Genomic DNA, 22279 nt, shown 5'->3' with positions numbered 1-22279 from the left:
CCGTGTCGAATACTTATAAATATTATAGCACAAATCGAATGCATAATGTTAATTATTCAGAAAACAGCCGCAAACTTTATCCCTGTTCAGCGCATGCAGAGGGAGAGCCCGCAAACCGGCCGTTCACGGACGGTTTGGCGGGCTCTCCCTCTGCATGTAGCCAGGCGCCACAGGCGCCCGGAACCTTAGAACCGGACTTCACCGGGATCCCCGGGATCAGTTCGCTGCCGAGGAATCGCTGACAAGGCTCTCATCAGCGGCAGCTTCCGTGCTCTCCGCGTCTGCGGCCGCGCTTGTCCCCGCGGCGCCGGTCTCCTCAGCCGTCGTGTCCGCCTCGGTCTCCGCAGCCTTATAGGTAACCTGCGCCTTGGAAACCAGATAATCCACGGCCTTCTGCAGGATGGCATCCGCACGGAGTTCATCCTCGGTGGCATTTCCGCTGTCGATCATCGCGTCCTTGCTGTCATAGCCCTGGGACTGGGCAATGGCATCCAGATCGCTGTCCTGAACCGTCAGGTTCTGCTCCTCCGCAACCTTGTTCAGCACCAGGCGACTCTTCACCGTGTTCTCCGCGTTCTGTCGGATCAGGCTGTGCAGCCCCGCGAGGCTTGTGCCGTAATAGGAAGCGTAGGTATTGAGGTCAATGCCGTAATTGCCGGCCATATTGGTCAGGTTGATCAGGCCGAGGTTATACTCCTTGTCCACGTCCGTCTTGCCGAGGACAATCTGGGAATTTTTCACCATATAGGAGACAACCGCCTGCTGGGTGTCGGATTTTTCCTGCTGTGCCGCCTGCTGCTCCAGGGAGGTGCGGACAGACTGGCGGTACTCATCGACCGTAGCGGCATCGGAGCCGATCCGGCTCAGGAAATCGGTGTCGAGGACGGCATCCTGCTTCTCCTTCACGCTGTTCACCTTGACCGTGAACACGACATCCTTGCCGGCAACATCCGATTTGCTGTAGTCATCCGGGAATTTCAGGTTCAGATCCTTGGTCTCGCCCTTGGACATGCCCACAACACCGTCCTCGAAACCATCGATAAAGGAACCGCTGCCGAGATCCAGGTCATAGCCGGTGGCGCTGCCGCCGTCGAAATCCTGCCCGTCAATCTTCCCCTCGTAGTCGATGTTGACGCGGTCGCCCTTCTGTGCCGCACGGTCAACCTCTACATAATTCGGGTTCGCGTCGAGCGTCTGCTGGATCTGGTCCTCCACATCCTGGTCGGTCACTTCCTGCTTCGAGATGGTCACCGGAATGCTGCTGTAATCGCAGAGGGTGACACTGCTGGCGTCAGCATAGCTCTCCGTCTCCGCGAGGGTGGCCTCCGTCGTGGACTCTGCGCTGCTGTCCGTAGAGGAGCTGTCCGCGGTCTTCTGGCCGCAGCCGGCGAGGGCGATCATGGCCGCCGCCGCGGCCCCTGCTATGCCTAATCGAATCATCTTCTTTTTCATCAAAATCCTTCTTTCTTCTCCCCAGCATTTGGGTCAATTCTTGTAAAATGCCTTATACGCGCAGTAGGCGCTGTACACATCCAGCTTGGACGTAATCTCAAAAGGTGAGTGCATCGAGAGGACAGGAACGCCGAGATCGACAACATTGACGTCCTTTCCCGCGACAAAGAGGGCCACCGTGCCGCCGCCGCCCATATCCACGGCGCCAAGTTCCCCGGTCTGCCAGTGCACGCGGTCCTGATCCATCATCCCGACCACCTTCGCCATCAGCTCGGCGCTGGCGTCATTGCTGCCGGATTTGCCCCGGGCACCGGTGTACTTGAACAGGCCGACACCCCTTCCGAGGAAGCAGCTGTTGTTCTTCTCATAGACATCGGCAAATGTCGGGTCAAACGCCGCCCCGACATCCGAGGACAGGCAGATCGAATTGCGCAGGACCTTCCGGACATTTGCCCCGGCCATCTCCGCGAGATCCTCCACATAGTGGAGCAGGAAATCCGAGTTAAGCCCGGTGTTGCCCACGGAGCCGATCTCCTCCTTGTCCGCGAAGATGGTCACCGTCGTGTACTCCGGGTTTTTCGTATCCATCTCCGCCTGCAGGGCAGGATAAGCGCAAACCTTGTCATCCTGGCCGTAGGCGCCGATGAGAGCCCGGTCAAAGCCGACATCGCAGGGCTTTGCCGCCGGAACAAACTCTATCTCCGCGCGGACAAAATCCTTCTCCGTGATGCCGAATCTCTCATAGAGAAGGTTCAGCAGATTCAGCTTCACCGCCTCGGAGAGCTTTTCCTCGTCCTCCTTCGGGTAGGGAAGCGAGCCGGCGATAATGTTCAGTTCCTCGCCGCGAATCCCGTCCTTCAGCTTCCGCTCATCCTGCTTCGCCGAGAGATGCGGAAGCAGGTCGGAGATATAGAACTTCGGATCCGCGTCATCCTCGCCCACCGACACCGGAACCGTGGTTCCGTCGGCACGGATAAAGACCCCGTGCATCGCCAGCGGGATGGACGTCCACTGGTATTTGCGGATTCCGCCGTAATAGTGCGGCTTGAAGAAGGCCAGGCCGTCCTTCTCAAAAACCGGGTGCGCCTTGAGATCCAGGCGCGGGGAATCGATATGCGCCGCATTCATCCGGAGCCCTTCCTCCAGCGGTTTTTTCCCGAAGGTCGTCATGATTAGCGATTTTCCCCGGTTATTGAAGAATACCTTGTCCCCGGCCTGATATGTTTTCGACGCGTCAAACGGCTTATATCCGGCCATCTCCAGGACATTGATCGAATTGTGGACAAACTCCCGCTCGGTTTTGGAGACCCCGAGAAACTTCTTATACCCCTCGGCAAAGGCAAACGCCTCCTTCATCTCCTCCGGATCCGGCGCTTCCGCCGCATAGTCAAAAGTCAGTTTTTTCTGCAATTCCTTCGCAGTCATTCGCATCCTCCTGTCAGGCAAATTTGCTAAGTTCGAACTGCGCTTGCGCTTGTTCTCACTAAGCTAATTTGCATAGCTCGCACTAAACTCGCACTTCGCCCGCTGGGCTCGCGCTTGTTAAGTGCTCTGCATAAGCAAATTTGCTAAGTTCGAACTGCGCTTGCGCTTGTTCTCACTAAGCAAATTTGCATAGCTCGCACTAAACTCGGACTGCGCTTTCGCTTGTCCTCGTTAAGTGCTCTGCATATGAAACAGGGTGTCGCTGTCCAGCATGAGGGTAAACGGCCCGTCATTCAGGAGCGACACCTGCATATCCGCGCCAAACCGTCCTTCCGCCACCTTCGCCGCATAGCTCCGGCAGCGCTCCACCGCGCGGTGATAGAGCTTCTCCGCATGTTCCGGTGATCCGGAGCCGATAAAACTCGGCCGGTTGCCGTGCCGGCAGTCCGCGAACAGGGTGAACTGGCTGACCGCGAGGATCTCGCCGCCGACCGCCTGGAGCGACAGGTTTGTCTTGCCATTTTCGTCCGGGAAAATGCGCAGCCTGCCGATCTTGTCGACCATCCGGTCAACCGTCTCCTCCGTATCACTCTCGCAGATCCCGATCAGCAGGAGAAAGCCTCGCCCGATCGCGCCGACCGTCTCCCCTCCGATATCCACCCTGGCGTTCCGGACCACCTGAAGGACAACTCTCATAATTTGAGCCCCTTAAAGAGGTCGCCCAGGGTCGTCGTCAGCTCGCCGCTGTTTTCATAATCCGGAACCTCATCGTCCGGAGCCTCATTCTTCTCCACATCCTTCATGGAGAGGCTGAGCTTCCCGTCCTTGACGGCGATGATCTTCACCGTGACCTGCTGGCCTTCCTTCAGGACCGCCGACGGATGGGAAATGCGCTTGCGGCTGATCTGGGAGATATGGCAGAGGCCGGAGAGGCCATTTTCCAGGGTGATAAAAGCGCCGTAGGGCTTCAGGGTCTCCACGGTGCCCGACATCACGCTGCCGACCTCGCACTTCGCGATTCTCTTCTTTTTATCCTCAGCTTCCTTCGCGCGAGCGGTTTCGCGGCCCGAAAGGACAAGGCGCTTCTTGTCCGGATCCGCCTCGATCACGGTCGCGTCAATCGTCTTCCCGACCCACTCGGAGGTGTCCTCCACATAGGACGCGGCAATGCGGGAGGCCGGAATAAAGGCACGGACGCCCATGAGCTTTGCCGTGACACCGCCCTTGACCGCCTCAAGAACCGTCACGGGAACCACCGTCCGCTCACTCATCATCTCCGCGAACTTCTGCCACGTTTCCTGATCATTGGCCTCCTTGCGGGAAAGCACGAGATTGCCGTTCCCGTCGTCACGTTCCATGACCTTCGCGGTGATGGTGTCCCCGGGATGAACCTCATTCTTCAGATTGAAATCCGGATCATTGCTGAGATCCGCCTTGTTGATCACACCGCCGACATAAGTGCCGAGATCCAGCATCACCTGGGTGTCTGTCACTCCGGCCACCGTGCCGGTAACCATGTCGCCGACACGGATTTTCCGGAAGGACTTCTCCAGCTCATCGGCGTAATCGGCCATGGACTCCTGCTTCTCCGGAGCCTCGGCCGTCTCGTTGTTCCTGTTCAGATTTTCTTCAGACATTGCTTTGTCCTCCTCTTTCTCCTCTGTACTTTTTACCACAACAGGCGTAAAGTCGCAAGTATTCAAAAATGGGGACTGCCAAGACCCCTATTGGGATCTCAGGCAGCCCCCACAGCGATTTCAAAAATTCCTGTAACTGTTCAGCTCATCCCCGAAGCAAAGCCCAGCGAAATGCGGATTCTGAACAGCTGCGATCTCTCAGGAAACCTTCAGGCGGATTCTGCAGCAAGCGGATTAGAATGCTCTGCCCTGCTTAACCATGGCATTGGCAACCTTCTCGAAGCCGACGATGTTGGCACCAGCAACCAGGTTGTAGCCCAGGCCGTACTTCTCAGCTGCAGCTGCGGAACCATCGTGGATGCCCTTCATGATCTTGTGCAGCCACTTGTCAACTTCCTCGCCGTCCCAGAACAGTCTCTCGGAGTTCTGGCTCATCTCCAGAGCGGATACGGATACGCCGCCGGCGTTAACCGCCTTGGACGGAGCAACGATCATGTCCTTCTGCTCCATCAGGAAGCGAAGAGCATCGTTCGTGGTCGGCATGTTGGCAACTTCGATATAGTACTTGATGTGGTTGGCAACGATCTTCTTTGCCTGCTCCATATCAACATCATTCTGTGTCGCGCACGGCATGATGATATCGACATCCTTCTGGCCCCACGGCTTCTGGCCCGGGAAGAACTGTACGCCGAACTTGTCCGCGTAATCCTGAACCTTGTTGCGGCCGGATGCTCTCATCTCGAGCATGTAGTCGATCTTCTCCTTCGTGCAGATGCCATCCGGATCATAGATGTAGCCATCCGGGCCGGACAGCGTCACTGCCTTGGCGCCGAGCTGGGCAAGCTTTGTGCATACGCCCCATGCTACGTTGCCGAAGCCGGCGAGAGCAACTCTCTTGCCCTCGATCGTGTCATGCTCATGCTCCAGAACGGACTGCAGATAGTATACAGCACCGAAGCCGGTAGCTTCCGGACGGAACGCGGAGCCGCCGAACAGCGGATCCTTGCCGGAGAGTGCGCCGTTCGCATAGGAGCCGGTCAGTCTCCTCCAGGCGCCGAACATGTAGCCGATCTCACGGCCGCCGCAGCCAAGGTCGCCTGCCGGGCAGTCAACATCCGGGCCGATGAACTTGTAGAGGCCTTCCATGAAGGACTGGCAGAATCTCTGAATCTCCTTGTCGGACTTGCCGTTCGGGTCGAAATCGGAACCGCCCTTGGCGCCGCCGATCGGCAGTGTGGTCAGGGCATCCTTGAAGGTCTGCTCGAAGCCAAGGAACTTGATGATGGACATGTTTACGCTCGGTGCGAAACGGATACCGCCCTTGTACGGGCCAACCGCACTCGAGAACTGAACTCTGTAGCCGCGGTTTACATGAAGTACGCCCTTGTCATCCTCCCACGGAATACGGAACATTACCGTTCTCTCCGGCTCAACCATTCTCTCGAGAATGGCGTTCTCTTCGTACTCCGGATGAGCATCAACGAGCGGGCTGAGGGAAGAAAGAACCTCCTCAACGGTCTGGCAGAACTCCGGCTCGCCGGCGTTCTTCTTTCTGACATCAGCGATTACTCTCTCGATGTACGCGTTCATGAAAACTTACCTCCTGAAATATATGAAATATTTATAGGGTGCTGGGTTGTGAAGAAAAACATTCACAAATTTTATAAATTTCATTTCCTTCTTTTGTGAATATTTTCAACTTCTGTAACCATTATAACCTTTTGTGCTGTACTAATCAAATAGAAACTCCAGAATATGAGTTATTAAAGTTTGTTTATATTGACGAATTGTCGGTTTATGCCCATCAGTTTTAAAAATACTTTGCCAATTCTTAGCAGGTATAACGCCGCCGAATATCCATGATCCGCCGAAATCATGCCGAAAAATCACAGGAAGTTGGCAAATGCCGTGATGATCGTCGCATTGAAGAAGTCGATGAACAGCGAGCCGACGAGCGGCACGATCATGAAGGCGACCGGCGCGGGTCCGAACTGCCTGGTCACGGCCTGCATATTCGCCATGGCGTTCGGCGTGGCTCCCATGCCGAAACCGCAGAAGCCGGACGCGATGGTCGCCGCGTCGTAATCCCTGCCCATGACGCCGAAGACAACGAAGGAGGCATAAAAGTACATGATGACGGTCTGGATCAGCAGGATGACGATCATCGGGATCGCCAGGTCAATCAGCTGCCAGAGCTTCAGGGAAATCATCGCCATGCCGAGGAAAAGAGAGAGGCAGACATTTCCCAGGGAGTTGATCTCGTCCATGGGTACCGCGATCTTCTTCGAATCCGCCACGTTCCGGATAATCGCGGCCACTACCATGGCGCCGATATATCCAGGCACCGTCAGCACACGGCCAAAGAGCGCGGTGACGACCGTCCCGAGGCCGACCGCGATGACGATATAGAGGGTCGCGTTCAGCATCTTGCTCGAATCGATCATGCCCGTGTTCTCATCCTTCTCGACGGTCTGCTCGGTCTGGGTGATCTTCGCGGTAGAATGAAGGTGATACTTGCGGATTTTTCCGGCTGCGATCGGGCCGCCGATCAAGCATCCGGAAATCAGGCCGTACGTCGCCGAGGCGATGGCAACCGTCGTGGCACCGACAACGCCTCTCTCCTCAAGGAACGGTCCAAAGGATCCGGATGTCCCGTGACCGCCGACCAGCGGGATCGACCCCATGCAGAGGCCCATCCTGGCGTCCAGGCCGAAGAGCTTCGCGCCGAAGCCGCCGACCAGATCCTGGAGCACGCACATCGCGACAGCGAGGAACAGGAACTTCAGCACCCCGATGCCGCCTTTCTTCAACATGCTGAATGCCGCCTGGTAGCCGACGGAGCAGAAGAACGCGGTCATAAAGACCTTCTGCAGCGTATCGTCCATGTTAAATTCCACGATGCCGGCGCTGCGCAGGATGCAGTGGGCAATGGCAAAGATCAGGCCGCCGACCACCGGGGCGGGGATGCAGTATCGCTTGAGAAAATCGATCCGGTTGACCAGCAGCTGCCCGAGAATCAGCATCACCGCAGCGACAGCCAGCGCCTGATACATGTTAAAATCCACAGTTCTCATGTTCTGGATTACCTCCTTGTGCTCAGTATTTTCCGTCTTCTTGTAATCCTATCCTACTGCCCGGCCGTCAAAATACTACGAAATACCTCACAATATCATCCGAAAATTTTATCGATTTCATCAAATTTCTCTATGGTTCTCCGCCTCCAGCATCAGCGCGTCGATAAATTTCTTGATGGTCACCTTGCCGCCGTATCGCCGTTTTCCCCGGATGTAGTCCATCTCGCAGCGAACCTCCTCGAAGGGGAACAGGGTATTGGAGTATTCCGTGAAGGTCTCGTTCATATAATCCTCGACCCCCAGGTGCGCCAGGTTCGACATCCCCGCGGCGATCGCCCGGCGGATCCTCTGCTCCATATTCTTCGGGGCATCGCTGAGGATCTCGCAGAGCCGGCCGATGCTGACATTTCCCGCGCGCTTCCCACTGTTCCGGAGGTACACGCAGATCTTCACGATATCGTCCGCCCCCTTCTCCCCGGACATGCCGACGCGGCTCAGGACATAGCGGATTTCTCTCTCGTACCCGCTGTCTCCCGGCTCCTCCGTCTTCTCCGGCTTCGCCATATCGTCGATCTCATTCATGAACATCCGCTTAAGGTTCGTGATGGTTTTCTCATTTTTCAGCTGTTTCTCCACATTGGCGATGACGGTCTTCACCTCCAGCAGATTGATCGGCTTGCTGATGAAAAAGTCGATCCCCGCGGCGTACGCCTTGCCGATCATTTCCTTGGAGGACACCTGGGAAATCATGACGATCTTCGCCCTGAGGCCGCGTTCCCGGAGCTCCTCCGCCGCCTGCACGCCGTCCTTGCCCGGCATCAGGAAATCCATCAGCACCACATCCGGCCTCCGGAGCAGGATCTCCTCGACATCCACGCCATTTTCCCCGCTGACCCCGCTGACCGTGCCGAGATCATTGTCCTCGATAATGTCCTCCAGGACATGGACGACCGACGGGTCATCCTCAACGATATAAATCTCCATCTCCGGCTTTTTCATGATCCCCCTTCTCCCTTCTTTCCAAGCTCGTCCTGCTTTCCCGCGACGATCCGGTCTTCCGGAATCCGCACGCTGAAGAGCGTATACACCCCCGGTTCCGACTCCACCGTGATCGTCCCCCCGAAGTGCTCCTCCACCTGGTTTTTCACCCCGCAGAGGCCGACCCCCCGGAAGATATTGCCCGTCTTCGGGTCAAATTTTGTGGAATACCCCATCTGGAAAATATTTTTCAGGTGCCTTGCCGAGATGCCCGGCCCGTCGTCCCGCACACTGAGCAGCAGATTTCCGTCCCGGATCTCCTCCGTGATCAGGATATGCCCCGCCTTCCGGCCGGACTCGATCGCCTCGATCGCGTTATTGACCAGGTTGTTCAGGATAGACATCAGCTCGTAGTGCTCGGTGACGAGAAAATCCCCGGAAGATTCGCAGTGGATGGTGATCTCCAGCTTTTTGGCCGCGATCGTCGTCCTCGCCGTCTGGAGGAGAATCTCCGTGAGGTCGCTGAACTTCATCTCCAATGTCCCCGGATCCTGGCCGATCTCCTCCTCGATGCCCTGGATAATGCGGAAGTAATCCTTCTTGATCTCGTGCACCTGGCGGGCAATGTCCAGGCTTCTCCCGCTCACCTCCGGCGGAAGATCGTAATTCTTCAGCTCCTCGTACAGCCGATAGGCATTTCCCATCACGCTCTCCACCTGCTCGGTGTTCTTCCGCATCAGGTAGATCTCCCCCTTGAGGCTCGTGGTCAGCATAAAGAGCCGCCGGTAGCGTTTCTCATGTTCTTCCCGGACCACCAGGAGGCGGTACCACCGCTCAGCGAGCAGGATCACCGCCACGAGGGCGCCGCGGACCGCGGCGATCAGCACCAGCTTGGCCAGTGTCTCCCGGGTCAGCCCGCCCAGGCCGGCAACCTGTTCCCGGACCAGCACCTCAAATACATTGGAGAGAAAGTCAGCGGCAGCCGCGGCAGCCGCTGTCCGCGGAATCCTTGCCGTCCAGCGGTCGCCCTCGAGCACGAGGAAGACCAGCCCGTAGGTCAGGTAGAACATCGCCCCGGGAATAACCCGGGGAAAGATCAGCGCTATCTCGCTTGTCCCGCCGATCCTCTGGACCAGGAAACGGTTCACCAGCACCAGGAGGGAGGTGACCGAGGCCTGGGCAAGCACCGGGGTATCCAGGCCAAGCGTCACGAGAAGCACGGGAAAAAGGATGACCGCCGGCGATACCCGGAAGTCATCCACAAAAAAATGAAGATAGATCTCAGAAGACAAGGCGACGATCATGCCGATCGCCAGCGCCGTCCTCCAGCGCCTGAATACCTGGGAAGAAATCATCACATCCTCCGCCGTTTTGCGGCCCCTTTCCGGTATGTGCTGCCGTCCAATGAGCATAACTGTTCAGACTCCACACCTCGCAAAGCTTTGCTTCGCGAGATGCGGGGTTCCGGGCGCCTGCGGCTCCTCACACGGTTGATGCTGAACAGTTAAAATTATAATTCATTTCCCGCCGGCCGTAAAGAAAGGCGGCACGCAAAAGTGCCCTGCGATACCGGTCATCCGGCCGCACAGGGCGCTCTGCGTAATATCATGGAGGTTACTGCGGGATCTCCCAAAGCATGTGCTGGACATGATCAGATGGGGCAGCCGCGATCTCCAGGAGAGCGCGGCTGCCCCGCTAAGAATATCCTGCCGAGGACAATTACTTCTTCTGTACGTATTTCAGGCAGTCCAGCGTTACGGCGGTCAGGATGATGATGCCCTCGAACACGAACTGCAGGTTGGTATCAATGCCCAGGATCGTCAGCGAGTAGGTCAGGGCGGTGAAGATCAGGACGCCGACTACGACGCCGGAAATCTTACCGATACCGCCGGTGAAGGATACGCCGCCGACAACGCAGGCAGCGATGGCGTCCATATCCCAGCCCTGTCCGTAAGCGGCGGAGCCGGATCCTACCATCCGCATGCACTCAAGCCACGCGCCGCAGGCGTAGAGAACGCCGGCCATGGCAAATGCGCCGACCGTTACCCAGAATACCGAGATACCGGAAACCGTAGCCGCCTCGGGGTTGCCGCCGACCGCGTAGAGGTTCTTGCCGAAGGTCGTCTTGTTCCAGATGAACCATACCACGCAGATCGCCACAACCGCCCAGAGGATGATGGTCGGGAAGCCGTTCAGCTTCGGGATGATCATCTTCGGGATGGCCGGCTCGATGGCGCCGAACGAAACACCCTTGGTCGCGTAGGTGACGAGGCCGAAGATAATCAGCATGTTCGACATCGTGGAGATGAAGGGGTGCATCTTAAATCTCGCCATGAAGAAGCCGGCCAGGGAGGTGAAGAGCACGCAGAGGATGATGCAAATCACCAAAGCCATGATTACGCGGACCCCGAGCGGAAGGCCGGTAAAGTCAAAGACCTTGCCGAACACCGCGCCGGTGTTCTTGCCCTGGTGCATGATGATGGTGCTCGTGGTCATGCACATGCCGACGATACGCCCGATGGAAAGGTCGGTACCCGTGAGCAGGATCAGGCCGGCAACGCCGAGCGCGAAGAACATACGCGGGGAGGCCTGCTGAAGAATGTTCAGGATATTCGTCGGGGTCAGCAGCTGCTGCCCACCCTTGACCACCGGCGTGATCACGCACAGCATGGCGAAAATGATCAGGATGACGATATAAAGGCCGTTCTGCAGGAGGAAGGTCCTGCGGTTGAAGGTGAACTTCCGGTTTTCCTTCTTCTGCGCCCTCGCCTGCTTCCAAGTGAACCTGGAATTGCGCAGCAGGTCAATCAGGTGGTACTCATGGGTGAATGCCTCGTGTTCCTTGGTCTTAATATCGGAGATTTCCTTGTCATAGGCCATCTTGGCATCGAACAGGCGGTTCTTGTAGACGTACTTCTCGTCCTTGATCTCCTGCGGATCCTTGAGGGAAGCAAGGTTCTTCTCATTTTCCTTTTTCAGCCCGGCAACTTTCTCGTCATACTTCTGCTTCGCGCGGATCTTCTCGGCAGCGCAGCTCGCCCTGACCTTGTCGAAATACTCTTTATTGTAGTGCTGGTCGAGGTAAGCCTCCGCCTCCCCAATGAGCTTGTCGATCTCGCCCTTGTTCTTCGCCTCGACCGCCCTTGCCTTCGCCAGATCCGCGGAAATCTTCCCGATCTCCTGATCCTTTTCCTCCTTCGTCAACAAGGCATCTTTTTTGATTCTCTCGATGTCATTCTGGAGGATCGCTGCCTGCGAGGAACCATCCCTGCGGAGCTCATCAATCTTCTTCTGGATCGCGCCGACATGCTCGTCAATCGGCTTGAGGAGCGCATCCATCTCCTCGGTCGTCAGTATCTGTTCAGCCATTTTCTTTTCCCCTTTTTCCAGATCTGCAGTTTACAGGTATTTCGCGCTCAGGCGGAGAAGCTCGTCCTGGCTGGTCTCCTTCGTGTTGACAATCCCGGCCAGCCGCCCGTTGGACATGACGCCGATCCGGTTCGTGATGCCGAGGATCTCCGGCATCTCCGAGGAGACGACGATGATGGTCTTGCCCTGCTTCGCCATCTGGATGATCAGCTCATAGATCTCGTACTTTGCGCCGACGTCGATTCCGCGGGTCGGCTCATCCATCATGAAAATGTCCGGTTCGCGCTCCAGCCATTTGCCGAAAATGACCTTTTGCTGGTTTCCGCCGGAAAGGCTGGAAATCATGTCTTCCGGCCCCATGCACTTGGTATGCATGGTCTTGATCTCCTGGGACGTAGCGCGGACCATCTTGGGCTCGGAGAGCGCAATGCCCTGTTTATAATGGTTCATGTTGGCAATCGTGGTGTTGAACGTCAGGTCGCCCTTGAGGAAGAGGCCGTTGGCCTTGCGCTCCTCGGTGATCAGGGCGAAGCCGTGGTCGATCGCTTCCTTCGCGCTGTTGAAGTTCATCAGCCGGTTCCGGAAATAGACACGGCCGGACGCCCTCGTGCGCACGCCGAAGATCGTCTCGAGAAGCTCCGTCCTCCCGGCGCCGACCAGCCCGTACAGGCCGAAGATCTCGCCCTTCTTCACATCGAAGGTGATGTCCTGCAGATGGGGCGCGAACTTCGTGGACAGGTGCTGGATCGAGAGGATCGGCTCCCCCGGCGTATTGTCCACAGGCGGGAAGCGGTTGTCCAGCGAGCGGCCGACCATCGCGGCCACCAGCTCGTTCATGTTGGTCTCCTTCGTCGGCTTGCTCATGACCATGTGGCCGTCCCGGAGAACCGCGACGTCATCGCAGATCTCAAATATCTCATCCATCTTGTGGGAAATGTAGATGAGGGAAATGCCCTGTGCCTTGAGCATCCGCATCATGTCAAACAGCTTGCTGACCTCACGGACAGTCAGGGAGGAGGTCGGCTCGTCGAGAACGATGATCTGGGAATTGTAAGAGATTGCCTTGGCGATCTCGCACATCTGCCGCTGGGAGACGGACATCTTCCGCATCGGCTGGTCCAGGTCAACGGTCATGCCCAGCTTTCGGAACAGCTCCCGGGCCTCCTTCTTCATCTTTCCCTCGTCCACCACGCCGTGATTGACCGGATAACGCCCGAGGAAGAGGTTGTCGGTGACATTTCTCTCGAGGCACTGGTTCAATTCCTGATGAACCATGGCCACACCATTTTCCAGGGCATCCTTCGGGCCGGAGAAATTGACGTCCCGGCCATTCAGGTAAATCTCGCCCTCGTCCTTCTGGTATGTGCCAAAAAGGCACTTCATCATCGTCGACTTACCGGCTCCGTTCTCCCCCATAAGGCCCATGACCGTTCCCCGGCGCACATCCAGATTGATGTGGTCGAGAACCCGGTTGCGCCCGAAGGATTTGCACATGCCGCGAATCGATAAGACGATGTCATCTTTCTGCTCAGCCATGTATGTACTCCATTCATCCTATCTTCCGGTGCTGCCCCAGGGGGAGCCGCCCGGAAACCGGAACCCGCATTCATCTGCGGACAGGAATTCTGCCCGCACATGACCGCGGGTCCCGCAAATTTAAAGGAAAAGGGAGAATTTCTTCTCCCTTATCCCGTTTTTCCACTGCTTATGTAAACACTAAGCTGTCATTCTTAAGTTGTCAGCACTTCTCCATTTCCCGGAAATTACTGGGAAAGAAGGGAAGTGTAGGAAGCCGCGTTGTCGGTCTTCACCATGTTGATGGCGAAAGCGTCATACTGGCCCGGGTTGCCCAGCCTGTTGGTGATGTTGGACTCGGTCTGGCCGTCGCCGCCGATGTACTCAACATCGAGATTCAGCAGGTCATCATACTTCTGGAGCAGCGGCTGATAGGTGGAACCAAGGAAGTTGTCTGCCGCGTTATAGATGTCCAGCCATACCTTCTTTGTTGGATGAGTGGAAGCATCAAGCTGCTTGGAAACATCCTCCATGGTCTTGGTGGCATCCGTGAAGTCCTGATAGTTGTCCGCGGTTACGGCAACATTCAGCGCGTAGTAGGAGCGCTCGTCAGCAACATACTTGTAGGAATCATCCGGAAGCTTGTTTCCGGCATCATCAGCCGTGCCGATACCGGTATCGATATCTACGCCGTCCAGGGCATTGCGGAGTACACGCAGGGTCAGGTAAGCCTGGACATCGGTGTGCTGGGAAATCGTGCCGCCGTAGCCGTTCGCGATTGCGGCAACCGCGTCGGAGTTCGCGTCATAGCCGAAGGTCGGAACCTTCTCGGACTCGGACCAGGCGTTAAACATGGCCATGCCCATGCCGTCGTTGTTGGAAACAACAATATCAATCTGGTCTCCCAGGGAAGACGCCCAGGTGCCAATGGCATTGCCCGCTGTCGCGGCATCCCAGGTCGCACCCGCGGAGTTCTTCATCTCCTGGGAAGCAAGCTCACGAACCTTGAAGCTCTTGCCGCCAACCTCAAGTGTGCCGTCCTGGACAACGGCGGAGGATCCGTCAGCGTTTGTGCCGGCCGGTGAGGAATCAATCGCGCCATCCTTCTCAACGCCGGTCCCGAGTGCCTTGCGGACGCCTCTGGTACGGGCTACGGAATCGTTGTGGCCGACATCGCCGATGGCCAGGACATAGCCGATGATGCCGTCGCCGTTGCGGTCGATCGTGTCTGCATTCTTTTCGATGTAATCCTTAACCATCTCGCCCTGCAGCTCAGCACCCTGGGTAGCATCGAAGCCGACATAGTAGGTATCCTTGTTGAAGTTCAGTGCGGTCATGTCCAGCTCACCGGTGGAGCTGTTAGACGGCTGGCGGTTAAACCATACCACCGGCTTGTCCTTGTTCTCCACAGCGCCGCCTGCTGCGGCACCCTGGCTGGCTGCCTCGGAGGCCGCTGCCGTCGACTCTCCGGATGCTGCCGCCGTCGTGCTGCTGGAGGAGCTGGATCCGCCGCATGCACTTAATGATGCAACCATCGCTGCAGTCATGAGTAATGCCATCTGTTTCTTCATGTTGTTACCTCCCTTAAGATTTTGGTGTTTTTGCACCATAAACAACAATGTCAGTATAACAAATCCGACGGATATGCTCAACAGAAGAAAGAGGAAACGAAAAATATATGGTCACTTTTAAGAATCCGCGCCTTTTCTTCCTTCTCCTGCCTTCGCCCTCTCCGTCACTTCCGCCATACAGACAATTTGCACAAATCGTTCCGGATATGCTATAGTATTCTTGACATTACTATACTCTCCGGACCATTTCCCCGGCCAGGAATGTCCCGCCTTCCCTGGTGTCCCATTTCTGTGAAAAACTGCTGTTTTTCCGCCATGCCGCCGTGAAAATCGTCAGGATAGTTCACAACGGTTTTCTGTAACTAACTTTATTTTGCCTGATAGTGTAGAAATTATCAATAAAAGAATGTCGCAGAAAGCAGGATTTTTGTTGCAATATGATCACAGCCCGGCCGCTTTTTGCCGCCTGTGCCGGTAAAGTTTTCCAGGCGTGCAGGCGCCTGGCCGCCCCGCAGCCCGCGGGGTGCTGAACAGATGCTGGGAGGTTTTGTATGGCAGAAACTTACAAGTCCAGCAATAAGGTGCGTGACAAGTCCCTGGTGTCGCTGAGCGTCTATAATGTCGGTTCGCAGAAATGCCCGCCTGGCTACCAGTGGGGGCCCGGCGTCCGGGACCACTACCTGATCCACTACATTATCTCTGGCGAAGGGAGCTACACAGCTAAGGGGCGCACCGAGAAGCTCCGGGCAGGAGATGTCTTCTGCGTCTTCCCCGGGGAGGAGATCACCTACCGGGCAGACACGGACACCCCCTGGGAATATCAGTGGGTGGGCTTCGCCGGCGTGGATGCCGCCAGCATGATGGGCGCGACCGGATTTTCCAAGAAAAACCTGGTCATGCGGCAGATCCCTTTCGGCAGCGAGCTTCTCGTGCAGCTGCGCCGGATCGAAGCCGCCTTCGGCAACTCCTATGCCGCCTCCATCCGGATGACCGGCGAGCTCTGCCTCGCCCTCTGCCTCTTTCTCGACGCACGGCTGGACAATGCCCCGCGGAAATCCTCCGAGGAAGCCCTCCGGGACAGCGTCAGCAAGGCGCTCACCTACATCAAGGCCAATTACTCCCACGAGATCTCCATCACGGATGTCGCCAACTACGCCGGCGTCAGCCGGAGCACCCTGTACCGCCAGTTCGTCAAATACATGAACCAGACGCCGCAGGAATATCTCGAGTCCTTCCGCCTGAACCGGGCCAGGGCACTCCTCATCGAGACGCCGCTTTCGATCCGCGCCATCGCGAACTCCGTGGGAATCAGCAATGCCATGTACTTCTCCCGGATTTTCCGGAAGGGCACCGGGCTCACCCCCACCAGGTACCGGGAGAATCCGCAGGCGGAAAACCCGGATTTCGGGAGCGGGCAGGAGACCCCCCGCCTCGCGCAGGAGATCCTCTCCGGGGCGGAAACCGCCCCGGCCGGCGAGTGACAAGCCGGGGCGTGGGTCTCCGGCTTTCGTCATATTAAAGAAAAAAACTCGTCCGAAGACGAGTTTTTTTCTTTAAATTTTTGCAGGTGTTCAACCCCGCACTTTTTACGTATCTCTCTCCTGGAGGACATAACCCGGAATGGTGATCTTCGGCTCCTCCATCTCCTTCATACTCTCCGCGTCCGCGATCCCGTGGCGGATATGCGCGATATCCACAAGCTCGGTATTGTCCTCATTATAGTTGCCCTCGAGCGCCAGCGCGAGAACCGCGGCCGTGTCGAGGGAGGTCAGGCAGGGGATGCCCAGCTCGACCGCCTTCCGGCGCATCCGGACGCTGTCCAGCTGCGGAAGGCGCCCGTCGGCGGAGGTCGAGATCACATAGCTGATCTTGCCGTCCTCCATGACGGACAGCGTGCTCTCCTCGCCCTCCTTGGCCTCGCTGATCTTCTCCACCACCTTGGAGGAAATGCCGACGCTGTTCAGATAGGATGCTGTTCCCCGGGTCGCGTAGATTCGGAACCCGAGGGCGAGATAAGCCATCACCAGGTTCTTCAGATCCTTCTTCTCCTCATCCCGGACAGAAACCAGGACGCCGCCCTCGTGCTTCATCTTGAAGCCGGCAGCGACAAGCCCCTTGTAGAAAGCCTCCTCGAGGCTCTTGGCAATGCCGAGCACCTCGCCGGTGGACTTCATTTCCGGGCCGAGCGCCGTATCCACGTCCGGCAGCTTCGCGAAGGAGAAGACCGGAACCTTGACCGCGTAATAGTCGGAGTACGGATAAAGGCCGGTTGTGTAGCCCATATCCGCAAGCTTCTCCCCCATCATGACGCGGGTCGCCAGATCAACCATCGGGACGCCGGTCACCTTGCTGATGTAGGGCACGGTGCGCGAAGACCGAGGGTTCACCTCGATGATGTAAACCGTGTCGTTGTGAAGCACATACTGGATATTGATCAGGCCCTTGGTGTTCATGGCGTAAGCCAGGCGGATGGAATAATCGATCACCCGCTCGATCTGGCTCTCGGTCAGGAGGAAGCTCGGGTATACGGCGATCGAGTCGCCGGAGTGTACGCCGGCGCGCTCCACATGCTCCATGATACCCGGGATCAGGACCGTCTCGCCGTCGCTGATGCAGTCCACCTCGAGCTCCTTGCCCATCAGGTACTTGTCGATCAGTACCGCGTTCTCGATCTTGTGGGAAAGGATAATCTTCATGTATTCATGGATATCCGAATCGCTGTAGGCGATGATCATGTTCTGGCCGCCGAGGACATAGCTCGGGCGCATCAGGACCGGATAGCCGATCCGGTTCGCCGCCTGGATCGCCTCGTCCTCGGTGAAGACCGTCGCGCCTGGCGCCTGCTTCATGTGCAGCCGGTTTAACAGGTCCGCGAAGCGGCCGCGGTCCTCCGCGAGGTCGATCGAATCCGCCGAAGTGCCGAGAACCGGAATGTTATATTTCACCAGCGTCTTCGTCAGCTTGATGGCGGTTCCGCCGCCGAAGGCAACCACCGCACCGACGGGCTTCTCGATCCGGATGATATCCATCACGTCCTCGGGCGTCAGCGGTTCAAAATACAGGCGGTCCGCCACGTTGAAGTCCGTGGACACCGTCTCCGGGTTGTTGTTGACAATGACGACTTCATAGCCGGCCTTCTTGAGCGACCAGACGCAGTGCACCGAGGCAAAATCGAACTCGATGCCCTGCCCGATGCGGATCGGCCCGGAGCCGAAGACCATGACCACCGGCTTCCCGGTCGTCTTCTTCCGGATGAATTCCGCCGCCTCGTCTTCCTCGCCGAAGGTGCTGTAGAAGTACGGCGTGCTCGCCGCAAACTCGGCGGCGCAGGTATCGACCATGCGATAGCAGGCGGGGATATGGCGGAAATCGCTCTTTCCGGAAATTTCCCGGATGACATCGTCCGGGAACCCGTACGTCTTCGCCTCGCGGTAGAGCTCATCCGTGAACGGCCCGCGGCGGAGGCGGTTCTCGATGTCGATCAGGTGGAGCAGCTTATTCAGGAACCACTCGTCGATCATGGTCAGCCGATGGATCTCCTCCACCGTCGTGCCGCGCTTCAGCGCCTCATAGACCGCGAAGATCCGCTCGTCGTCCTGCTGAAGGATCTTATTTTTCAGCTCCTCATCGTTCATCTTCTGAACGGACTTCATGTTCATGTCGTGTTGGGAAATCTCCGCGCCCCGCACGGCCTTGAGAAGCGCCTGCTCGAAGTTCCGGCCGATGGCCATCACCTCGCCGGTCGCCTTCATCTGGGTGCCGAGCTTCCGGCGCCCGTAGACGAACTTGTCGAACGGCCACTTCGGGAACTTGACGACCACATAGTCCAGGGCAGGCTCGAAGCATGCCTTCGTCTCCCCGGTTACCTCGTTCGGGATCTCGTCCAGCCGGTAGCCGATGGCGATCTTCGTCGCCACGCGGGCGATCGGGTAGCCGGTCGCCTTGGAAGCCAGGGCGGAGGAGCGGGACACTCTCGGGTTGACCTCGATGACCGCGTACTCGCTGCTCTCCGCGTTCAGGGCGAACTGGCAGTTGCAGCCGCCCTCGATGCCCATCGACTCAATAATATTGAGTGCCGCGGTCCGCAGCATCTGGTATTCCTTATCCGACAGCGTGACCGCCGGGGCAATGACGATGGAATCACCGGTGTGGATGCCGACCGGATCCAGGTTCTCCATCGAGCAGACGGTGATAACATTTCCCACACCGTCGCGCATCACCTCAAACTCGATTTCCTTCCATCCGGAAATGCAGCGTTCCACCAGGATCTGCGTAATCGGGGACAGGCGGAGGCCCGCCTCCGAGATCCGGCGCAGCTCCTCCTCATTCTGGGCAATGCCGCCGCCGGTGCCGCCCAGCGTGAAGGCAGGGCGGACGATAACCGGGTATCCGATCCGCGCGGCGAAATTCACAGCACCCTCGATCGTGGTTACGACCTCGGAGGGAACCACCGGCTCGCCGATGGCCTCCATCGTATCCTTGAAGCACTGGCGGTCCTCCGCCTTATCGATCGTCTCCGGGGAGGCGCCGAGCAGCGTTACATGGTTTTCCCTGAGGAATCCGCTCTTGGCGAGCTCCATCGAGAGGTTTAAGCCCGTCTGGCCGCCCAGGGTGGACAGGATGCTGTCCGGCTTCTCTTTGAGGATGATCCGCTTCGCCGTCTCCAGCGTCAGGGGCTCAATATACACCTGATCCGCGATAGCGCTGTCGGTCATGATGGTCGCCGGGTTGGAATTCACCAGGACAACGTCCAGGCCCTCCTCCTTCAGCGCGCGGCAGGCCTGCGTGCCCGCGTAATCGAACTCCGCCGCCTGGCCGATGACAATCGGTCCGGAGCCAATCACCATTACTTTCTTGAGATTCCTGTTCAGCGGCATTACGCGTCCTCCTTTCCGCTCTTGTGTTTGTCCATCATGTCCGCGAAACGCCCGAACATAAACCGGGTATCATGGGGTCCGCTGCATGCCTCGGGGTGGAACTGCACGGTAAATGCCGGCCTGTCCAGATAATCGACGCCCTCGCAGGTGCCGTCGTTGACATTGATAAAGGAAACCCGTGCGGTATCCGGCAGCGTGTCCCCCAAAACCTCATAGCCGTGGTTCTGGCTGGAGATATAGACTCTCCCGGTCTTCAGATCCTTCACTGGCTGGTTGCCGCCGCGGTGGCCGAACTTCATCTTTCCGGTCTTTCCGCCCATCGCGAGCGCCATCAGCTGGTGGCCGAGACAGATGCCGAAGGTCGGGATTCCAGTGTCCACCGTCTTGCGGATTTCCCGGATAATGTCCGCGTTGTCGCTCGGATCGCCGGGACCGTTGGTCAGCATGAGGCCGTCCGCCTGGAGCGCGGCGATCTCCTCGGCCTTCGTCCCTGCCGGCATGTCAATCACCTCGCAGCCCCTCTTCTGAAGCTCGCGGCGGATGTTCGTCTTCGCCCCGAAATCCCAGAGTGCGACGCGGTACTTCCTCTCCCCCTCCGCGGGGAAGGTCTCCATCTTCTTCGGGCTGACGCGCTCAACAGCGCCCGTCACCCGGTATTCCCTAAGCGCTTCCACCTCCGCGGGGGTGTAGGGCGGTTTCCGGGATGTGATCATGGCATTCATGGAGCCGGCCTCGCGGATGATCTTCGTCAGCGTCCGGGTGTCCACCCCGCTGATCCCGGGAATATTCTGCGCTTTCAAAAAAGTGTCAAGATCCCCTGCGCACCGATAGTTCGAGGGCTCCTGACACCATTCCTTGACGACATACGCCGTCATCCACACGCGAGAGCTTTCAAAATCCTCGGGAATGATCCCGTAATTGCCGATCAGCGGAAATGTCTGGACAACAATCTGCCCGCTGTAGCTGGGATCGGTCAGGGTCTCAATATATCCCTCGACGCCGGTGGTAAATACCAGCTCCCCGGTATGGTCGGTAACCGGAGCCCCGAAATTCACGCCCTCGAAGTATCTTCCATTCTCCAGCAGAAGGTATGCCTTCTGTGCCATTTTCCCCATCCTTTCCGTCACGGTGATCCCGGCCGAGCGAACTGCCGGGCCGCGGCCGATATCCAAAAATAAAGCGTTCATGGTTTTGACACACACGAACGCTCCTTTCCGATCTGCAAGTAAAATCAATCAGGTCAATCTGCTGCGGAAGGCCGGAGCCTTCCTCTTTTCAAATCTTGTGAATTATAGCATAGCCGGTATTTTCCGTCAATGGAAATCTTGGCCGATTTTCCCGGAGCCCCCGAGGGAACCTCAGCGGATTTTCTCGACGAAGCCAACCTTCTTCTGCACTTTCCGCAGGGTCTTCCTAGCGTAATACTCAGCCCTCTCGCCGTTCGTCTTCATGATGCCTTCAAGATAGCTCTTGTCCGCCAGGATTTCCTTGTAGCGCTTCTGCAGCGGATCCAGCAGGTCAGCCACCGCCTCGCCGACGGCAATCTTGAACTCCCCGTAGCCCTTGCCGTCAAATTCCTTCTCGGTCTCCTGCGGGGTCTTCCCGGTGCATGCGCAGTAGATATCGATCAGGTTACGGATGCCCGGCTGCTCCTCGCGATAGCGGATCTGCGCCTCGCTGTCCGTGATGGCACGCTTGAACTTGCGGATCACGGCATCCCGTCCATCCAGCAGGTGAATCGTGGCGTTATCATTCTCGTCAGATTTGCTCATCTTGTGCAGCGGATCCTGCAGGCTCATGATACGGGTGCCGGCCTTGCCCAGGTAAATATCCGGTATCGTGAACACATCGCCATAGATGTTGTTGAACCGCTCCGCGATGTTGCGGGTGATCTCGAGATGCTGCTTCTGGTCGATGCCGACCGGAACCACATCTGTCTGGTAGAGAAGGATGTCCGCCGCCATAAGGACCGGGTAGGTCAGAAGCCCGGCATTGATATTGTCGGCATGCTTCGCGGACTTATCCTTGAACTGGGTCATTCTCTGGAGCTCACCGACATAGGTGAAGCAGTTGAGAATCCAGGCAAGCTCGGCGTGGCAGGAGACATGGGACTGCACATAGATGCAGTTTTTCTCCGGATCGAGGCCTGCGGCGATATAGAGCGCCATCAGCTCCCGCACCCGCTTGCGGAGGGTCGCCGGATCCTGGCGGACAGTGATCGCGTGCTCGTCAACCACACAGAAGAAGGTCATATATTCATCACTCAGCTGCACCCAGTTTTTGAGCGCCCCGAGATAATTGCCCAGGGTCAGGTCGCCGGACGGCTGCATCCCGCTGAAAATTACTTTCTTGCCATCAATCATGTCATTTTCCTCCTATAT

15 protein-coding genes are annotated in these 22279 nt (G+C 57.5%); 1 reads left to right on the top strand and 14 read right to left on the bottom strand.

The genetic code is table 11. The features are described from left to right. Positions 1-216 precede the first annotated feature (216 nt). From tig to ISF27_RS07710, 11 genes are all read right to left on the bottom strand, one after another. Positions 217-1440, bottom strand: coding sequence for a trigger factor (tig, locus tag ISF27_RS07760; RefSeq protein ID WP_194610861.1), 1224 nt, complete (start codon positions 1438-1440; stop codon positions 217-219). Between the two features lie 45 nt (positions 1441-1485). Further along, entirely contained in the window at positions 1486-2877 is a 1392-nt protein-coding gene (locus ISF27_RS07755) for an aminopeptidase (RefSeq protein WP_407926076.1), read from the bottom strand. Positions 2878-3108: 231 nt separating this feature from the next. Continuing rightward, complete coding sequence (dtd, locus tag ISF27_RS07750; protein ID WP_194610858.1) at positions 3109-3573, bottom strand: D-aminoacyl-tRNA deacylase; 465 nt, start codon at positions 3571-3573, stop codon at positions 3109-3111. Further along, positions 3570-4514, bottom strand: coding sequence for a S1 RNA-binding domain-containing protein (locus ISF27_RS07745; RefSeq protein WP_194610856.1), 945 nt, complete (start codon positions 4512-4514; stop codon positions 3570-3572). The genes dtd and ISF27_RS07745 overlap by 4 nt, the downstream gene beginning before the upstream one ends. Before the next feature lie 234 nt (positions 4515-4748). Next, positions 4749-6104, bottom strand: coding sequence for an NADP-specific glutamate dehydrogenase (gdhA, locus tag ISF27_RS07740; RefSeq protein WP_194610854.1), 1356 nt, complete (start codon positions 6102-6104; stop codon positions 4749-4751). Positions 6105-6400: 296 nt separating this feature from the next. Next, positions 6401-7588, bottom strand: a complete 1188-nt coding sequence (gene gltS / locus ISF27_RS07735) for a sodium/glutamate symporter (RefSeq protein ID WP_194610852.1) — start codon at positions 7586-7588, stop codon at positions 6401-6403. A 120-nt stretch (positions 7589-7708) separates the two neighbouring features. Next, positions 7709-8587 carry a DNA-binding domain-containing protein gene (locus tag ISF27_RS07730; RefSeq protein ID WP_407926075.1) on the bottom strand — a complete coding sequence of 293 codons (879 nt, stop codon included), beginning with the start codon at positions 8585-8587 and terminating at the stop codon, positions 7709-7711. Further along, positions 8584-9921 carry an ATP-binding protein gene (locus ISF27_RS07725; RefSeq protein WP_194610850.1) on the bottom strand — a complete coding sequence of 446 codons (1338 nt, stop codon included), beginning with the start codon at positions 9919-9921 and terminating at the stop codon, positions 8584-8586. The genes ISF27_RS07730 and ISF27_RS07725 overlap by 4 nt, the downstream gene beginning before the upstream one ends. Positions 9922-10285: 364 nt before the next feature. Further along, complete coding sequence (locus ISF27_RS07720) at positions 10286-11935, bottom strand: galactose/methyl galactoside ABC transporter permease MglC (protein ID WP_194610848.1); 1650 nt, start codon at positions 11933-11935, stop codon at positions 10286-10288. 30 nt (positions 11936-11965) lie between these two features. Further along, positions 11966-13471, bottom strand: a complete 1506-nt coding sequence (locus ISF27_RS07715) for a sugar ABC transporter ATP-binding protein (RefSeq protein WP_194610846.1) — start codon at positions 13469-13471, stop codon at positions 11966-11968. A 227-nt stretch (positions 13472-13698) separates the two neighbouring features. Beyond that, entirely contained in the window at positions 13699-15021 is a 1323-nt protein-coding gene (locus ISF27_RS07710) for a substrate-binding domain-containing protein (RefSeq protein ID WP_194610844.1), read from the bottom strand. Positions 15022-15572: 551 nt separating this feature from the next. On the opposite strand from ISF27_RS07710, the gene ISF27_RS07705 reads away from it, so the two are divergent. Beyond that, positions 15573-16502, top strand: a complete 930-nt coding sequence (locus ISF27_RS07705) for an AraC family transcriptional regulator (protein WP_194610842.1) — start codon at positions 15573-15575, stop codon at positions 16500-16502. 105 nt (positions 16503-16607) lie between these two features. On the opposite strand, the gene carB is transcribed toward ISF27_RS07705, so the two are convergent. The 3 genes from carB to trpS all read right to left on the bottom strand — a co-directional run bounded on the left by carB (position 16608) and on the right by trpS (position 22261). Beyond that, positions 16608-19898: a carbamoyl-phosphate synthase large subunit gene (gene carB / locus ISF27_RS07700; protein ID WP_194610840.1), complete on the bottom strand. Its 3291-nt coding sequence runs from the start codon at positions 19896-19898 to the stop codon at positions 16608-16610. Then, the gene (locus ISF27_RS07695; protein WP_194611073.1) at positions 19898-21004 is read right to left on the bottom strand and encodes a carbamoyl phosphate synthase small subunit; all 1107 of its coding nucleotides are present in this window, start codon (positions 21002-21004) and stop codon (positions 19898-19900) included. Before ISF27_RS07695 ends, carB begins: the two co-directional genes overlap by 1 nt. 252 nt (positions 21005-21256) lie before the next feature. Beyond that, positions 21257-22261, bottom strand: coding sequence for a tryptophan--tRNA ligase (trpS, locus tag ISF27_RS07690; RefSeq protein WP_194610830.1), 1005 nt, complete (start codon positions 22259-22261; stop codon positions 21257-21259). Between the last annotated feature and the right edge of the window lie 18 nt (positions 22262-22279).

It is taken from the genome of Clostridium vitabionis (genome assembly GCF_015351765.1).
Lineage (GTDB): Bacteria > Bacillota > Clostridia > Lachnospirales > Lachnospiraceae > Clostridium_R > Clostridium_R vitabionis.
The sequence above is the reverse complement of the archived record's forward strand: the minus strand, read 5'-3'. Positions and strand labels throughout refer to the sequence as shown.

Bases quoted from the DNA above. Each gene is read 5' to 3' on its own strand.
- tig (WP_194610861.1), bottom strand. From the start codon at position 1,440: ATGATTCGATTAGGCATAGCAGGGGCCGCGGCGGCGGCCATGATCGCC.
- ISF27_RS07755 (WP_407926076.1), bottom strand. From the start codon at position 2,877: ATGACTGCGAAGGAATTGCAGAAAAAACTGACTTTTGACTATGCGGCG.
- dtd (WP_194610858.1), bottom strand. From the start codon at position 3,573: ATGAGAGTTGTCCTTCAGGTGGTCCGGAACGCCAGGGTGGATATCGGA.
- ISF27_RS07745 (WP_194610856.1), bottom strand. From the start codon at position 4,514: ATGTCTGAAGAAAATCTGAACAGGAACAACGAGACGGCCGAGGCTCCG.
- gdhA (WP_194610854.1), bottom strand. From the start codon at position 6,104: ATGAACGCGTACATCGAGAGAGTAATCGCTGATGTCAGAAAGAAGAAC.
- gltS (WP_194610852.1), bottom strand. From the start codon at position 7,588: ATGAGAACTGTGGATTTTAACATGTATCAGGCGCTGGCTGTCGCTGCG.
- ISF27_RS07730 (WP_407926075.1), bottom strand. From the start codon at position 8,587: ATGAAAAAGCCGGAGATGGAGATTTATATCGTTGAGGATGACCCGTCG.
- ISF27_RS07725 (WP_194610850.1), bottom strand. From the start codon at position 9,921: ATGATTTCTTCCCAGGTATTCAGGCGCTGGAGGACGGCGCTGGCGATC.
- ISF27_RS07720 (WP_194610848.1), bottom strand. From the start codon at position 11,935: ATGGCTGAACAGATACTGACGACCGAGGAGATGGATGCGCTCCTCAAG.
- ISF27_RS07715 (WP_194610846.1), bottom strand. From the start codon at position 13,471: ATGGCTGAGCAGAAAGATGACATCGTCTTATCGATTCGCGGCATGTGC.
- ISF27_RS07710 (WP_194610844.1), bottom strand. From the start codon at position 15,021: ATGAAGAAACAGATGGCATTACTCATGACTGCAGCGATGGTTGCATCA.
- ISF27_RS07705 (WP_194610842.1), top strand. From the start codon at position 15,573: ATGGCAGAAACTTACAAGTCCAGCAATAAGGTGCGTGACAAGTCCCTG.
- carB (WP_194610840.1), bottom strand. From the start codon at position 19,898: ATGCCGCTGAACAGGAATCTCAAGAAAGTAATGGTGATTGGCTCCGGA.
- ISF27_RS07695 (WP_194611073.1), bottom strand. From the start codon at position 21,004: ATGGCACAGAAGGCATACCTTCTGCTGGAGAATGGAAGATACTTCGAG.
- trpS (WP_194610830.1), bottom strand. From the start codon at position 22,261: ATGATTGATGGCAAGAAAGTAATTTTCAGCGGGATGCAGCCGTCCGGC.